Below are 15,630 nucleotides of genomic sequence, written 5' to 3' on the forward strand. Positions count from 1 at the left end.
GAAGGGAAATGTGACAGACAGTAGCCGCCAGAAAGAGATTATTTCAGGTTTCCATCGAACTTTTTGCCAGGATCACCTCTTGCGGATGCGCTGTTCTTGCCGCAGGACATGACAAGTTACGTCTTCTGAATAACTACAAGGCCGAACCCAGGGGTAGGACGAGGTTCTACCCCTCTGATGATGATTGCAGGTGCTCCCGCGCCCAAAGCGCGGCCTGCGTTCGGTCGCGTACTGCCAGCTTGGCGAAGATGACGCTCAGATGGTTTTTCACCGTACCTATACTCAAGGCAAGGTGCTCACCGATTTCCTGATTCGTGAACCCTTGCGCCAACAGCCGCAAAATCTCGCGTTCACGAGGGGTCAGGAGCATTGCAACGTCGGGTGGAGCAGTCGTTTGTGGTGGAGTGGCGGAAGCCATCTGCGCGATTCGGGGAAGAAGCTGCGCTGTAATCTGAGGATGGATCAGCGCACCGCCACCGGCCACGGTACGAATGCTATCTGCAAGCACCCGATGATCGACATCTTTCAGCAGATAACCGCGTGCACCGGCTGCAATCGATTGCAAGACCCGTTCATCGTCATGAAACGTCGTCAGCATAATCACTGCCGGACGTGGCCCGCGTTGCGTAAGCTGACGGGTGGCCTCGACGCCGTCCATAATTGGCATCATCACGTCCATCAGTACCACATCGGGATCGAGTGCAGCAACCAGATCAAGCGCCTCACGACCATTGGCCGCCTGACCAACGACCTCAATATCGGCCTTGCGCGCCAGTAGTGTTGCGATACCGGTGCGAATCAGCGCCTGATCATCAACAATCAACACGCGAATCGTCATGATTTATCCTCAGCTTCAAACGGGATCACCAGTCGTAACCGCCAACCCCCGTCTGGCAACGGTCCGGCATCCATACCACCGCCAAGCAGTTCAACCCGTTCTCGCAAACCGATTAATCCGAAACTACCACTGCCCAGGTCAACCCTTGGCGACATTCGATCCGAGCGGTCGTTATTCGTGATAGTCACAACCACATATCCGTCATCGGCTTTGATGTCGATCACCATCGTATCGGCATTGGCATGCTTGCAGGCGTTCGTCAACCCCTCTTGCACAGCACGATATATGCAGTGAGCAACCGCAGGCGGCACATCGTCAATCTCACCCTGGATCGTCAGCTCAACCGTTGCCCGCGTGCTTTGCGCACACTGGTGTACCAACTGTTGCACGCTCTGGGTCAGGCCAGTGCTCGGAAAGGGCAAATCGGCATCAACCACTGTCAGCAGACTCTGCCATGCACTCCGCAATATTTCTCGACTATGTGCGAGATGGTCACGTGCGGCCAGCGGATCTTCTTCGGCCAATTCAGTAGCTAACTGCAATTCGAGATTCATCAATACCAGTTTCGAGCCGAGATCATCGTGTATTTCACGAGCCAGCCGGGCGCGTTCAGCCGCAATCGTGATCGCCTGTATCTCCTTCGCCTGTTGCTGCATTTCGGTCGTCAGTAAGTGCACCTGTTGCTCGGCCTGTTGGCGACGACGGAGTTGATAACGAGCCAGAAGGAGGGGTGTACCAACCAAGATCACTGCAATCGTAAGACTCACGACGGTGAGCACATCGAGATTCAGCGATTGCCAGAAACTGATCAGGAACAGCAACAGTGGTAATAGTGCGCCGAAGATCAGCACCTGTAGCGCCGAGAGGCGACTGGCCATCTGCCAGGCAACCAGCAACAATCCCCACAGCAACGGGAGCAAGTTGGTCATTGCCGCCATGAGGGTAATGGTCAGCGCTTGCGTTGCCAGGCCAATCTGTACGAAAGCACCCTGACGAACATATTGGGTAAAGGCACTGGCGATAATGAGTAATCCACCCAGCACAACCAACCAGAGCATAGCCGTGAGCGAAAGTGGACGCGGCTGGAGAAGGGCCAGACCCAGTGACAGACTGACAAAGAGGGCAGGTAAGAGCCAGGACAGCACATAAGATGGACGTGGCGCAATCAACGTCTCATCGAGCTGATTGTTGAGCGCCATTCTGGCCGGTTGTTCATCAAGTTCAGGCTGAGCACGCAGGATGTTAAGAGTCTCACGAAGGCGATACATTGCAGTGGCAGCGGCAGCACGAGGGGTATCGAGAGTTGTTTGCAGGCGTTGCAGGTTCGACTGTGCCGCGCTCAAGGCCGTCGTTATACTCCGTTCGGCATAAGCCAGCGTCTGCTGTACCTCGCTGGCTAACAGATTCATCAGCCGTTGCCGTTCTTCGAGCACTACCCGCTGTTGCGCTTCACGCAAAAAGGTCGAAAACGCTGCCGAGCGTTGTTGGAGCTGGTGCAACATCTGCTGAATTTGCTCACGCCGCCGGAGGTGGCGGGCATAGATAAACGCAGCAATGATGGCACAGATAGCCGGAAACGCCAGCGCCAGATTACTCTGCAACCACGCTATCACATCATTTGAGAGTTGATAGCGCACAAGCGTCCACACCACCCATGCTGCAACAGCAATGATCGACCACAGCCATGGGCGGAACAACACAATTCCCTGCAAAATAAGAATGAGATAGATATAGTCGATCAGCGATGTTGGGTACAGCACCTGCGCACCAACTGCGGTGGCTAGCTCAAGACCGATCAATGTAATCTGTCCCCAAACCTTCAGAACACGCAGCGGCGTGAGCCACGCTAGCCCCAGCATCCCGATCAAACAGGCCAGCATCCCTACCAACCGTGGCCATGCTGCGCGTAGCATCGCATCACCCACGGCGCTCAAAGCAACAACCACCGTCACCAGCGAGAGCAAGACCAGAAAGACCAGTGCCGCTCGCTGATACCGTGAAACCATAGTTTCGATGAATGGTGATTGATGGTGTTTCATACTAAAAGTGTATCACATTATGCGAACCAGCTATGCAGAGCGGTGATGGGGGATAATTAACGACCTGGATGCGTGTATGGTCGGGAAGGGCTGCCCGGTGCCGGTAGGGGTGTGTTCTTGAGCGACCCATTACTGAAGGGTGGGCGGAAGACGTTTCGAGGCGAAGGATGCTATTTCTGCAACGCGGAGTGGAGGCAAGTTGTTCTCAGACAGACGAGCGACCTATGATTCAACCAGAATGAACGTGCAGTTCAGGATGATTCAACCCGGTACAGTGACGACAAGATGAATGATTTCAATAAGTAGAAATGGCTTGGTGCTGGCTCCTATGCTAAAATGCCAATAACCTCATGCTGAAGGAAAACCATAGAGCCATAGGCTTTTGGTCGTCTATGATGTGGCGGAGACGATTTTGAGCGAATAGCGAATGTTGGGGCAAGACTACGGTCAGACGAACTGCCGACTCTTGGCCGCGATTGCGCAGGTGGTTTTGCGCCGCTAGCGGTATTTGATGTGACTGTTTGAATCAGCGTTCTGAAGTTCGTGAAGTAGCTACAGAAGAAGATATTGTCGTATCTATACGGGATGAAAAACTCTATGAACATCACACTAAAGATATTAACACCCTTATGGACTGGCGGTGTGGATCAGACCTGCGACCGCCTGCACGAGACGGGGCTAATCGGTTCGCTACGCTGGTGGTATGAGGCACTGGTGCGCGGCTTGGGCGGGTATGCGTGCGACCCGACGGGTGAAGATCGGTGCCCCGATAAAGATGGTAATCGTTGCGTAGTATGCGAGTTGTTCGGTTGCACCGGTTGGGCGCGCAAGTTTCGGTTGAAGTTGCTTACAGCGCCGAAAATTAAAGATCGCGCTATTGCAGCAGGACAGTCACTTGAAATCGAGTTCATCCCACTACGAAGTATTGATCCCGAAGAATGGTGTTTGCTCAATGCCACCTTTCGTCTGATTTCTGAGTATGGTGCTATTGGTGGTAAAACGATTTTCAAGCCATCCGATGAAAAGAATCGACAAAACGAATTTCACCACCTGGATTTTGGGCTGGCCAAAATCGAATTCTCTGAGGAAAGTCCGTGTCACAACTTAAATTTAGATAAGATCAGAGGATATGTGACTGACAGAAAATGGCGCTCGGGGAGTCATAAAGATTATTCATGGGCTTCTTTGCAACATTTCTGGTGTGTAAATGGGCGATATCTGGCAAGAAAAGATGATCAGACCAGCACTTTCAATCAGGTGTTGGGTAGAAAACAGCCAAAAAGACAAGGACAATATCTCGAAGACCAAGGTGAATCCTCTCGTTGGCTTGCAGGAAGTCAGCAGGAGAGTAAGAAGGTATTTAGTTTCAAGTCTCCTGACAAAGGTCGAACGTTTGGCTTTGTAAAGCTGGGTACAGTGGATTTTGACGAAATAAAGAAGCGTCTTAAGCAGGTTTGGTCAGATTTTGACCCAGAAAAAGAATTTATGACAGGTGTGCAAATATTAAAAGACATTTTCAAATGATGAGGTGCTGTATGAGTTATGATCTGTATGTAGAACTCGGTGGCAATACACAGAAAGAAATTGACGCGCTTGTCAGCGGTAATCATCAAGGCGTAGAAGTTTCCGATATTTTCGAGCGTATCCGCTTACTCACTGCGGTTGCTGCCCAGAATGAGAACGTAAAAGATTATGCTGTCAGCGGTGACCGCAGGCAAGGTGGTGGTTATAAAAGTCTGGTTCACGACGCTCAACCTACGAATACACCTTACGCCAAATGTCTGATAGGTCCTGCACTTAACCAGTTTCAGGGTTTGCGTCTGATACCAATTGTTCCCGATTTACAAGCCCTTCCCCCCGGCTCCTGGTTCCTGCAATTCACCTTCACCCTCGCCAGACCCTGGATCAGCAAGGACGATGACCCCTTCTACGTGACTGAGAGCGTCAATCCGGTGCGCAAGGATAAGGTCTTCAAAGTTCCAACGATGTCGGCGGCGAGTTGGAAAGGGTTGCTGCGCTGGACGGCGATGCACACCCGCCTGGTGTTGCAAAAGGACAAACTTGCTGCTGACGAGTTTGCCAAGGAACGCTTTGTTCAGACCTTGCTCTTTGGCGATGAGAAAGGCGAAGAACCAGGGCAAACAAAAGATTTTGCCGCCTATCTCGACGCGCTTAAGCCGGAAGCCCGTCATGACTACGAGCGTCTCTTGCGCGCCCATTACAAACTGAGTTCAGATGACCCTTTCCCACATCACAGCGGGCGGCTGATGTTCTACCCTACATTCTTCAATCTGATCGACGTGGAGGTCATCAATCCACACTCGCGCAAGACCAGAGCCGGTACGCACCCGATTTATCTGGAATGCGTCCCCATCGGCGCTCAGGGCACCTTCTCCCTCCTCTACGTCCCCTTTGACCTGATCGGCAAGGAAGAAAGCGACATCAAGCAACAGTCCCTGGCGGATCTGGAACTCATTGCTGAAGGTCTGTCAGCTATGTTCCTCTCCTACGGCTTTTCCGCCAAGCGTACCAGTGGATATGGAGTGGCGGAAGATAAGATTGTCGAGGGGGAAGTTAAAACAAGGATAGGAAGACACGATTTGACAGGAAAGAAATTGAGCGAATTGCCGCAGGAGATGAAGAATGTCGTTTTCTGAGACCTTGATTACTACCCTTGCTCCTGTGCTTGATGCCCTGCGCCACGGCATGGGTGATGATCTGGTAGCGGTGGTGCTGTTTGGTTCCCAGGCTCGCGGCGAGGCAGATTCGCAAAGCGATTGGGACTTGTTGGTGATCGCTTGCAACCTGCCGCCTAAAGCCCTGGCGCGTCATTTTTATCTCAAGAGCATGCTCCCAGCAGACTGGCGAGCGTGCATCAGCCTCCTGGCCAAAACGCCGCAAGAGTTCGAATCGCGCTTTCCGTCACTCTATCTGGATATTGCCCTGGATGGCATTGTCCTGTTCGACCGTGAGGAATACATGACCCGACGCCTGGAATGGATCCGCCAGCAAATCCAACGTCACCACCTGCAACGTCTCCGCCTCGACCGCGACCTGATGTGGTATGGGCCATCCCCCCTTTCAAAGCTCGGCTGGGAGGGATTCGCATGAGCAACTCCGAAGCACGCTATCGGTTACGCCTTGCCAGGGGCTTCCTCGAAGAGGCCCGTCAGGATGTATCGCTGGGTCGCTGGCGCTCGGCGCTGGATAACAGCCAACTGGTGGTGGAACATGCTGCCAAGGCTGTGCTGGCTCTGCTCGGGCCGGTCGGACGTACCCACAACCCAGCTGTCCATCTGCGGGAGGCGCTGGCAAAGGGCCGCTTTGATCCGGCACAGGCGCCTGCTGTGCAGGCGCTCACAGAAAAAGCCGAGTTGCTCGGTCCCGATGTCCACATCCAAACTGATTACGGTGATGAAATCGGCGGCCTGACGCCGTGGGAACTTTTCGATGAGAGCGACGCTCGCCAGGCGCTTGCCCTGGCCGAAGAGGCCGTCACCCTGGCGGTGCAAATCATTCAGGAAGGTGAATCATGATGAGCCTTAAAGTTTTGAAGGACAACCGCGATGCCCTGCTTCTGTCGGAAGTGGCGGCATTGCTGCATGATGTGGGGAAATTTTGCAATCTGCATATAGAAGCGCATACGGGCGGACAACGAAGGTGGTCAAATGATCATGCCTATAAGGCGGTAATAGATAGTCCGGGAGCTGTTATTAAACTGAGCAAGGCAGCAGCTTCACTCAAGAAGCCCAATGTGCTGAATAACGTGTTGAACGCGCAATCTCCCAAAGCGGCTGATTTTATTTCTACTAATCTCAAGGACTTTCTGCAGAACAATACGATTAACCTGTTCGGTGAAAGCTATTCTCTGGCTGAACTTATCATGCTCGGAACTCCAGGATTTGCGACAGATAAGAACCGCCCCCAACTTTTAGATGGCAAATCAGGTTGGCTTGCAGCAGTCCTTGGAGTATGTCATAACGAGGCTCACGTAGACAAAGAAGACCCACCACCAGGCCAAGGCAATCAGACACTGCCCTATGTCTTTATCAGCACTGCTTTTGGGTACGAAGCACAAAAGGTTGTAGTGAATACATCTCCACAGAGCTTGGATAGCCGTCTTCAAAATTTACTTGTTCCTCCAACAAGTGGTAAACTTTTGGAGGAATTTGCTTACGGTCTGGGCGACACTCGTCGGCCAGTCAATGAAGTCACTCTTTCAGACTGGTCCTGGATTGTAGCTGCTCTTTTCAAACCAGCTATAGCGGGTGCATTGCTCAATAATAATCAACCCGCCATAAGGCAGTGGAAGAGCTGGAGAGACAAAGTCATTGACCACGACCTCCGCTGGCGTCTCCTCCGTGTCAACTTCGATGTGCTCGCCCTCTACGCCAAAGCGATCAAAATCGCCGACCTGCTCGGCTATCAGCGCGTTGTGGACAAAGCCTGTGAAACGGTCAAGCAACTCGTTGAGGAAGAATACCCCCTCGGCAACGAAATCTACCGTGATAGCACCGGCATCTACTTCACCTTCCCTGATCTTGATTTGCCTGCCGACCTGGCACAGGAGATTCGCCATCGCGTGGAAAGCGTGGAGATGGAACTCGCCCCGCGCATCGCTGTGACGGTGGGGGATGGAACCACTGCCACCGACCAACTCAAGAGCATTTTGGGCAAAGCGCGCAAGGAAGCCCTTGAAGCGTTGGCGCAGCCTTTCGATAGTCAACAGTTGATTGCCTGCTGGCAGCAGCAGTGGACAACAGTAGGAGCAGGGCAATGGGAAGTCTGCCCGGTCTGCCGCCTGCGCCCGATGCCCGAAAAAGCCGAAGCATGCGAACACTGTATCAAACGCCGTAGCTCGCGCATCGAAGCGTGGAAACAGAATCCGGCGCAAACGATCTGGATAGACGAGATCGCCGACCACAACGACCGCGTGGCGCTCATTGTCGGCAGGTTCGGGCTGGAAGACTGGCTCTCCGGCGATCTGGTGCAGACGATGCTGGTCAAGGCTGCGTCGGGTAATCCGAATGACTGTGTTCCCAAAAACCCCTCTCCTGCCCGCCTGCGCCGCGTATGGGAGACCTGTCAGCGTTTCTGGACGGAGACGGTGGAAAGGGAAATCCTTGCCAGACATCATAGCCATGGCGCACAGAATCCCGGCCTGCGCTGTGCGCGACTGCTGCTGACGCCGGACAAGACAAATAGCTGGCGAGAAGACGTGCCGTATGATGGCGTGGTGAATGGTGGGGCGATTAGTTTACTGTGGCGTAAGGATGTCCAACAGTTTATCACCATCAGCAATCTGGAACTGGCGGGCGATATTCAGCCGGGTCAAACCATCGTTGTCAGCGAACCAGACAGGCCTCAACAAATCTCTTTCGTTATTCAGAATAAAGCGTGGGCGACAGGGAAGTACACCCCCTACCTTCGACTCCTGGCCTCCCCCGACCAGTTTCTGGCTCTCGTTCCTGCTGCGGCAGCGCTGGAGATTGCAAAAAACATCCGTCAGGAATACCAGAGACAATTCGGCAAAGTTCAGAACCGCCTGCCCCTCTTTCTTGGCCTGGTCTTCTTCCAGCGCAAGGTCTCGCTGACTGCGGTGATGGATACTGCCCGGCGGATGCTGGCAGCCCCTCTCAAAGACGAACTGTGGACGGTGGGACAGGACGTGACAAGTGGTCAAGTCAAGTTCATGAATGATGTTGAATGGAACATCCCAACCGTGATGGGCGACGGCACGACACCGGACTCTTGGTATCCTTATTTCTTTGTGACAAAGGGAAAGCCCAATTGCCAGCGCTGTTTTCAACTCCGCGAGAAGGGGCGTCCTGACCCACAAAAAGTCGGCTCGGTCAGTAAAAAATATGCCGATCGTTGGCTCGTGCACATGAGCGATCTGAAGCAAGATGACGTGGTTCAGGTCACCCCCTCCCGCTTTGCTTACCTCTTCCTGGAAAACACCGCTCGCCGTTTCCGTTTTGACCCTGAACGCGACGTGATGCTGCTGGATGAACTTCCCCGCCTGATGAAGATGTGGGATGACTTGAAGAGCAGTGGTATCACCGATACTGGCCTGCGCAATGTGCAGGCGTTGCTGGAACACAAGGGCGAGACCTGGGGTAGGGGTGAAGAGTTTGAGCATCTGGCCTGCACAACGCTCAAAGAAGCCGGTTTATTTGAGCGAAAGGATCAGAATGGCAATCCGCTGTCTGATGTCGTCACACCGCAAGATGTGGTCAGCGGACGCTTTGCCCGCTGCCTGGAGCTTCATTTGTACATCCTCAAACTGAAGATCAAGGAGTCGTAAGATGGCGTATCAACCGGATGTACTCAAATGCTATGCGCTCGCGCTTGACCCGATCCACGTTGGGACAGGCGGAATGCGTCTGGGGCGCGTCGACCTCTCTATTGTACGTGAGCCGGGGACGAACATTCCCAAGATTCCCGGCACCAGTCTTGCTGGCGCAGCGCGCGCCTATGCCGCTATGCAGGTCAACGGCAAGTTTCCTGGATGTGCTGGCCAGGGCGGCCACTGCGGCCTGCATGACTGCTCCATCTGCGTTACCTTCGGTTTCGCTAAAGGGAGCGGGGCCAGTTTCCAGGGCCTGGCGCAGTTCTCGGATGCGCGGTTGATCTTCTTCCCTGTCCATTCTCTGGCTGGGCCGGTCTGGATCACCTGCCCGCGTGTGCTCGAAGAGTTAAGCGTGACCACAACCGAACCAGCGGATAATCAGGTCCATGTTGCCAGCGGCGTGCAGCAAAGCGGAAAGCTCAACCTGGGTTGGTTGATGCTGGATGTAGCAGGGAACGCTTTTTCCGTAGACGGCAAACTGAGCGCTATTCCAGACGACATCAAAAATCGCGCTGTACTGGTCTCCAACAAGATGTTCGGCCACATTGTCAATGACAACCTGGAAGTGCGGACTTCGGTGAGCATTGACCCGCGGACTGGCGCGGCTGCAGAAGGGGCGCTCTTTACCTATGAAGCTCTGCCTCGCGCCTGTGTACTGTATTTTGACGCGGTGATCAGTGACCCGAAGTTCTATCGTATCGCCAGAACTGTGGAGAAAAATGGCAAAAAAGAGACCGAGTCGGTCATTCCGCTCAGCGATGCAGAGCATCCTGAGGGCGATATTGATAAAGTCAAGAGCACGGTGAACAACGGGCTGAAACTCTTTGAGACCCTCGGCGTGGGCGGCATGAACACCCGCGGCATGGGGCGGCTGCGTGTGCTGAATCTCAACGCAGGAGGTACGCCATGAGCGGGCAGAACCTGGATCAACTTTGCGCCCAGTTTGGCTGGAAGATCGCCGATGAAGTTCACAAAGCGATTGACAAGAATGCCGAAAACCACATCACCAAATCGCTGGGCATCTTGCAGGAGGATGGCGTCTACGCCTTTTTCCTGTATCAGGCTTCTCGAGGGCAGCGAGAAAAGCCAGGCGCCGACAGGTTGCGTGATCAAGCCAAAGAATTGTTGAAAGAAGCTGGCATCAATGGCTTTGCAAATACCAGCGATCCTCTGGCGGCTGTGCGCGACCACCTAGCAGGCGATCTAGATCAACTTCTCCTTGCCAAGCGCCTGCTGGAACAGGCCCTGATCTACGCTCGCTACCACGCCAAGGCTCTGGAGGGATGAGATGTCCTGGCAGAAGTTTCGTGTTATCTACGAACTCCACAGCCCATTGCATATTGGCTACCATAAGGTGGGCAACGTGCAACGTACCCGCTACTACATTCCCGCACGTAACCTTTGGGGTGCAGTGACCGAAGCCTTGACGCGCCGGGGCTTTTCAACCAAAGGTGTTTCGTCAGGCAACTATCAGCAGGTCGGTGAATGGGTTAAGACCCATTGCGCCTTTGGCTACTGGTTTGTCTATGAGAACTCACAAAAGAACTCACAAAAGAACTCACAAGAAAACTCACAACTTCTGACACCCTGCTATTGTGGAGATGGTCTAAAATACGGCAATTTGAGTGTCACTGAGTTTGAACGCCGTTACCTAGACTCCCACGTCACTACTGCGTTAGACTCGAAGACGAATTCAGCCCAACATGGAAGTCTGCATGAAGTCGAATTCATCGCACCGTATAGCCGACAAAATGGTGCACGAACACAGGTAAGCGGTCTGGTATTCCTGGACGATGAAGCGAAAAAGATACTGAATTGGGAATACTGGTTGAGCAATCTCCAGGTCGGAGGCGAGCGGCGCTATGGCTTTGGAACGATTCGATTGATAGAAATGGAGCCGGAGGATGATCCGATTACATGTACACGTCCATGTCAATCCGTTTCCAAAAATACTTCCTTCCTGGCCCATGTCAGTGTGACAACAAACGTCCAGATACGTGGGCAGATCGAGCCGCTGGTTGGTCGAGTGACATCTCAAAGTCACGCTTTTGGGTCGAGTTTGACGTCGGCCATCGTTTGCTGGACTCCTGGATCGATACCAATGGATGACGTACAAGTTCAGTTTGAGCAAGAAGGTTATTGGGTTGTTCTTTGACCAACAAGAAAAACGCGCTGTCGTGGTGAGTGTAGGCGGTAAAGAAAAACCATGCCGAATAGACCGTCTCCCATCAACATCGGGCAGATTGCCGATCTGTTGGCCGGTTATGATTTCATCGAATTCGCCCTCCTCTCCTTGCATCTCAAAACCCCCCAGACGATTCTGATCTGCATACCACAAACCGATCAGGTCAGACAGCGCATTGAGTCAGTTATTGGCCAGTGTCGTTCAATCAGTTGTGATGCCTACGATATTGAGAGTCTGGTCAAGGCGCTTGATGAAGAGCTGGCAAATCAGCAGGGCACTGACCTTATTTTTAACCTTACTGGCGGCACCAAAGCGATGGTACTGGCGACAAATCAGGTAGCAATGAAGCGTGGTGCACCGGTTGTTTATCTCGAGAGTGAGCGCACCCAGAACGTCCTCTACGAGTACCGTTACGATAACCAGCAAACGTTGCGTTTGCAAGGAAAGACTACATTACCAAAACTCATTAACATTAAACAATTTCTTGATGCCCACATCGGCAAGGGGCAATGGCAGGAGGCAGGTCCCTCGAAAGATATTGGCGGTGCCTTTGAACAGACGGTTGCCGATGCGATACGGGCCAGACTGTCGCAGGCTGAGGTAAAACAAGGGATCAAGTTCCTGGGAAGTAATGGGCGACCACAGGTAGATCTGGATATTGTTGTGCGCTGTGGTAATCAATTTGCCCGTATTGAGTGCAAATCACAAGGAAAGACAACCACGCTGGACGCGGCGAAGCAATTGAACCTGGTGAGCGAGCTTCTCGGCGTGTATACGCGAAAGTTCATCGCTCTGAGTAACGAACCGGATCCTGACCATCAGGCGGTTTATGGAGCAACGCGCACGCAGGTGATAGTGTTGAAGAGTTTTGATGGTCAGAACCTGTCTGCGAATGATCAGCAGCAATTGGCTGACACGATTGCGCAGACTATCGGATGCCAATAGACAAACCTAGGAGTGCGAGCTTCTGGTCCGTGTCTTGATATGACAGGGAATAGTATTTTGAACCACCCTGAGAGTGTGAGCCTCTAGCCCGCATCTCCCCTTGCAAGCAGAGGATGGGATTAGAAACCGCTCCTACTACTTATCAACAGTGACAAAACTGCCCTACCCACTGTTCGGGTAGGGCAGCAGATTGAGACCGGAGGCGAGAGGGGGTTACGTGTCAGAGTGATTGACGACCGGCGGTTGTGGACGCGGTGATGGATGCGGTCGTGTCCCCCACAACGATTGGAGATACTGACGTGCACCATCGGTGCGCCGATCCAGCAGCATAATAAAGCGACTCGCATTTGCTAAGCCAAGACGTTCAACCAACGCTGCCCATCCTTCCTCGATCAACCGAGTCTCAGATTGATTCATCGCATCTGCTCCTTAACTAATTGTAGGTCGGCCTCGACCATCATCTGCACCAGTTCGGTAAACGAGGTGCGTGGTTGCCAGCCAAGCTTTTTGCGCGCTTTACTAGCATCACCGATCAGCAGGTCTACTTCAGCCGGACGCATAAAACGCTGATCGATGACCACATAATCGCGATAGTCAAGACCAACATAACTAAACGCCAACTCGCAGAACTCTCGTACCGAATGAGTTTCACCGGTTGCAATCACATAATCGTCGGGCTGATCTTGTTGGAGCATCAGCCACATGGCTTCAACGTAGTCACCGGCAAACCCCCAATCACGGCGGGCTTCGAGGTTGCCCAACCGTAGCTCTTCATCGAGCCCTAGTTTGATCCGCGCGACGCCGTGCGAAATCTTGCGAGTGACAAACTCAAGCCCGCGTCGTGGACTCTCGTGGTTAAACAGAATGCCTGATGTTGCATGCATGCCGTAGCTTTCACGGTAATTAACCGTAATCCAGTGACCGTATACCTTGGCAACCCCATACGGGCTGCGGGGGTAAAATGGGGTCGTTTCCTTCTGCGGCACCTCCACCACTTTGCCGAACATTTCACTGCTCGACGCCTGATAAAACCGGATTTCGGGATCAACGATCCGTACCGCATCCAGTAACCGTGTGACGCCAAGGGCGGTGGTTTCACCGGTAAAGACCGGTTGGGGCCAGGATGTCTGAACGAAGGACTGGGCGGCCAGGTTGTAGACTTCGTGCGGGCGATGCTCGCGCAAGATGTGAATCAGCGATACTTCATCGAGCAAATCGCCACTGACAAGCGTAATTTTGTCTTGAATATGTTTGATACGCTCGAAATTGACAGTACTGGAACGGCGTACCATGCCGATCACTTCATACCCTTTTCCGAGTAGAAATTCAGCAAGGTAGCTTCCATCTTGGCCGGTAATACCGGTGATTAACGCACGTCTTGGAGCCATTGTTCACATTCCTCTCACATTAGCAGTATAAAACACCGCTGAGTGCCGTCACTCACGGTTGGGCAAACGGTGCTACTATACAATGAAATCGGTTGTGTGTCTGCTAAGTGAGTTACCATTGCCTGTATGAACGAACCAATTGGTCAACGGATCGCCCGTTTGCGCAGCGAACTCGGTTAGACTCAGCAAGAGCTGGCTGAGCGGCTCGCCATTTCTCGGGTTGCAGTGTCTCATGTCGAATTGGGGCTATCGATGCCTGAAGAGCGTACCATTACGCTATTGGCCGGTTTGTTCAAGCGCGAGCCGCTACAACTCGTTGCCGGTACCGATTATCCACCGGCGCGTGCCGAACGATTACCGTTTGTTGTATGTCGCTACACTGAAGTTGAACTGCAACTTGCCCTGTTGACGTGCGATCAAGAATGGATCGCGCAACGAGGGCAAGTTGCCGCCGCTCGAGCAGCCGTCATTCTTGACGAGTGGCGTATCCGGCTTGAACGCCTCGCCCAGGAAACGCTCGACCGACGCGAACTGGCGTTGATCGCCGCTGCTCGTCGCAGCCTGGATCGCTGATTTACAATTCACCGCGCGCAGCGGCAACTGCCTTCTGTGCACCTTCGGCTAACGTTGCTGCTGGAATGAGCTTCGATTCGGCTAATAATGCCCGTCCTGCCTCTTCATTCGTTCCTACCAACCGTGCTACCATTGGCACATTCGTTGGTACCTCTTCCAGCGCAGCAATAATGCCGCGGGCAACTTCATCAACTCTGGTAATGCCACCGAAGATATTGAATAACACCGCTTTGACATTCGGGTCAGAGAGAATGATCTGTAACGCCGTCTTGACTTTCTCTTTGCTGGCTCCGCCACCAATATCCAGAAAGTTGGCTGGCTCGCCACCCGATAACTTGATGACATCCATTGTTGCCATCGCCAGGCCGGCACCATTGACCATACAGCCAATATTGCCATCAAGTTTAATGTAGGTGATATTGGCTTCGCGAGCACGACGTTCAGCTTCGGGTTCGGCCGAGGGATCGTGCAATGCTGCCAGATCGGGGTGGCGGAAGAGACCACTCTCATCGAGCAAGACCTTTGAGTCAAGTGCGAGCAGGCTACCGTCTGCCTTTACGACTAGCGGATTGATTTCGGCCAGTGATGCGTCAGACTCAACAAATGCTCGATACAGAGCACTGGCGATCTGAGCGAATTGCCGAGCCTGCCTGCCATCGCGCAGACCAATGCGAAATGCCAGCTCGCGGGCCTGGAAGTCGAGCAGGCCCATTGTCGGGTGAGCAGGAATCTTTACAATCGCTTCAGGCTTGGTTTTGGCAACTTCTTCAATCTCAACCCCACCTTCAGCCGAGGCGATCATCATCACTCGTTTGCTGCCGCGATCCAGGATCGCTGAAAGATAGATTTCGCGTTCGTAGCTAACCGCTTCTGCAACAAGCACTTTTTCGACCGTTAACCCTTTAATGTTCATGCCAAGGATTTGTCCAGCTACCTGCTCTGCTTCGGCTGGGGTTTGGGCCAGTTTGACCCCACCTGCTTTGCCTCGTCCACCAACGTGGACCTGGGCTTTAACGACGACCGGTCCCCCGATCTGTTCGGCAATCGCACGAGCTTCTGTCGGCGTAACGGCGACTCCACCGCCGGTTACCGGAATACCGTAGCGTGCCAGCAGGTCACGAGCCTGATATTCATGCAACTTCATGCAACGTCTCCACTGCCCGAATTCGGATGCGGTTCCTTAGTCAGGAATATTCATACTGCACCGATCTTTGCAAGATAACTGTGCGCATAGTAGCACAGGGATCGTCGAGCTGTCAAACATTTTTCCTGTGCAAAGCCTGTGCATGAGATAGATCTTTGCTGTATTC

At 53.1% G+C, this 15,630-nt stretch carries 15 protein-coding genes; 10 read left to right on the top strand and 5 right to left on the bottom strand.

Annotated elements, in window-relative coordinates; all coding sequences use genetic code 11:
* Window positions 1-166 precede the first annotated feature (166 nt).
* Window positions 167-838, bottom strand: coding sequence for a response regulator (locus JE47_RS0102660; RefSeq protein WP_031458269.1), 672 nt, complete (start codon window positions 836-838; stop codon window positions 167-169).
* The gene (locus JE47_RS0102665) at window positions 835-2,877 is read right to left on the bottom strand and encodes a sensor histidine kinase (RefSeq protein ID WP_031458270.1); all 2,043 of its coding nucleotides are present in this window, start codon (window positions 2,875-2,877) and stop codon (window positions 835-837) included. Before JE47_RS0102665 ends, JE47_RS0102660 begins: the two co-directional genes overlap by 4 nt.
* A 597-nt stretch (window positions 2,878-3,474) precedes the next feature.
* Between JE47_RS0102665 and cmr1 the strand changes: the two genes are divergently transcribed.
* The 9 genes from cmr1 to JE47_RS21920 are packed head-to-tail and all read left to right on the top strand — an operon-like array spanning window position 3,475 to window position 12,359.
* Entirely contained in the window at window positions 3,475-4,401 is a 927-nt protein-coding gene (gene cmr1, locus JE47_RS0102670) for a type III-B CRISPR module RAMP protein Cmr1 (protein WP_031458271.1), read from the top strand.
* Window positions 4,402-4,412: 11 nt separating this feature from the next.
* Window positions 4,413-5,534: an RAMP superfamily CRISPR-associated protein gene (locus tag JE47_RS20275; protein WP_051871057.1), complete on the top strand. Its 1,122-nt coding sequence runs from the start codon at window positions 4,413-4,415 to the stop codon at window positions 5,532-5,534.
* Window positions 5,521-5,988 carry a nucleotidyltransferase domain-containing protein gene (locus JE47_RS0102680; RefSeq protein ID WP_031458273.1) on the top strand — a complete coding sequence of 156 codons (468 nt, stop codon included), beginning with the start codon at window positions 5,521-5,523 and terminating at the stop codon, window positions 5,986-5,988. The genes JE47_RS20275 and JE47_RS0102680 overlap by 14 nt, the downstream gene beginning before the upstream one ends.
* Entirely contained in the window at window positions 5,985-6,413 is a 429-nt protein-coding gene (locus tag JE47_RS20280) for a HEPN domain-containing protein (RefSeq protein ID WP_035418880.1), read from the top strand. Before JE47_RS0102680 ends, JE47_RS20280 begins: the two co-directional genes overlap by 4 nt.
* Complete coding sequence (locus JE47_RS0102690) at window positions 6,410-9,184, top strand: CRISPR-associated protein Csx11 (RefSeq protein WP_031458274.1); 2,775 nt, start codon at window positions 6,410-6,412, stop codon at window positions 9,182-9,184. Before JE47_RS20280 ends, JE47_RS0102690 begins: the two co-directional genes overlap by 4 nt.
* Before the next feature lies 1 nt (window position 9,185).
* A complete protein-coding gene (gene cmr4 / locus JE47_RS0102695) occupies window positions 9,186-10,139 on the top strand; it encodes a type III-B CRISPR module RAMP protein Cmr4 (protein ID WP_031458275.1) in 954 nt (317 codons plus the stop codon).
* Entirely contained in the window at window positions 10,136-10,516 is a 381-nt protein-coding gene (locus tag JE47_RS0102700) for a hypothetical protein (RefSeq protein WP_031458276.1), read from the top strand. Before cmr4 ends, JE47_RS0102700 begins: the two co-directional genes overlap by 4 nt.
* 1 nt (window position 10,517) lies before the next feature.
* On the top strand, window positions 10,518-11,384 hold the full coding sequence (locus tag JE47_RS0102705; protein ID WP_031458277.1) for an RAMP superfamily CRISPR-associated protein: 867 nt from the start codon (window positions 10,518-10,520) through the stop codon (window positions 11,382-11,384).
* A gap of 51 nt (window positions 11,385-11,435) precedes the next feature.
* On the top strand, window positions 11,436-12,359 hold the full coding sequence (locus tag JE47_RS21920) for a hypothetical protein (RefSeq protein ID WP_031458278.1): 924 nt from the start codon (window positions 11,436-11,438) through the stop codon (window positions 12,357-12,359).
* Between the two features lie 213 nt (window positions 12,360-12,572).
* Here the strand turns inward: JE47_RS21920 and JE47_RS0102715 are convergent, their stop codons facing one another.
* Together JE47_RS0102715 and gmd are read right to left on the bottom strand one after the other, a co-directional pair.
* Window positions 12,573-12,776, bottom strand: a complete 204-nt coding sequence (locus JE47_RS0102715; protein ID WP_028458263.1) for a hypothetical protein — start codon at window positions 12,774-12,776, stop codon at window positions 12,573-12,575.
* Window positions 12,773-13,747 (bottom strand): GDP-mannose 4,6-dehydratase, encoded by a 975-nt coding sequence (gene gmd, locus JE47_RS0102720; protein ID WP_028458264.1) that lies wholly within the window; start codon window positions 13,745-13,747, stop codon window positions 12,773-12,775. The genes JE47_RS0102715 and gmd overlap by 4 nt, the downstream gene beginning before the upstream one ends.
* Before the next feature lie 252 nt (window positions 13,748-13,999).
* Here gmd and JE47_RS20285 point away from each other — a divergent pair, with 252 nt between their 5' ends.
* The gene (locus tag JE47_RS20285; protein WP_236631112.1) at window positions 14,000-14,320 is read left to right on the top strand and encodes a hypothetical protein; all 321 of its coding nucleotides are present in this window, start codon (window positions 14,000-14,002) and stop codon (window positions 14,318-14,320) included.
* 1 nt (window position 14,321) lies between these two features.
* Here the strand turns inward: JE47_RS20285 and sucC are convergent, their stop codons facing one another.
* Window positions 14,322-15,464 (bottom strand): ADP-forming succinate--CoA ligase subunit beta, encoded by a 1,143-nt coding sequence (gene sucC / locus JE47_RS0102730; RefSeq protein WP_031458279.1) that lies wholly within the window; start codon window positions 15,462-15,464, stop codon window positions 14,322-14,324.
* Between the last annotated feature and the right edge of the window lie 166 nt (window positions 15,465-15,630).

The sequence above is a fragment of the Chloroflexus sp. MS-G genome, from assembly GCF_000735195.1.
GTDB lineage: Bacteria > Chloroflexota > Chloroflexia > Chloroflexales > Chloroflexaceae > Chloroflexus.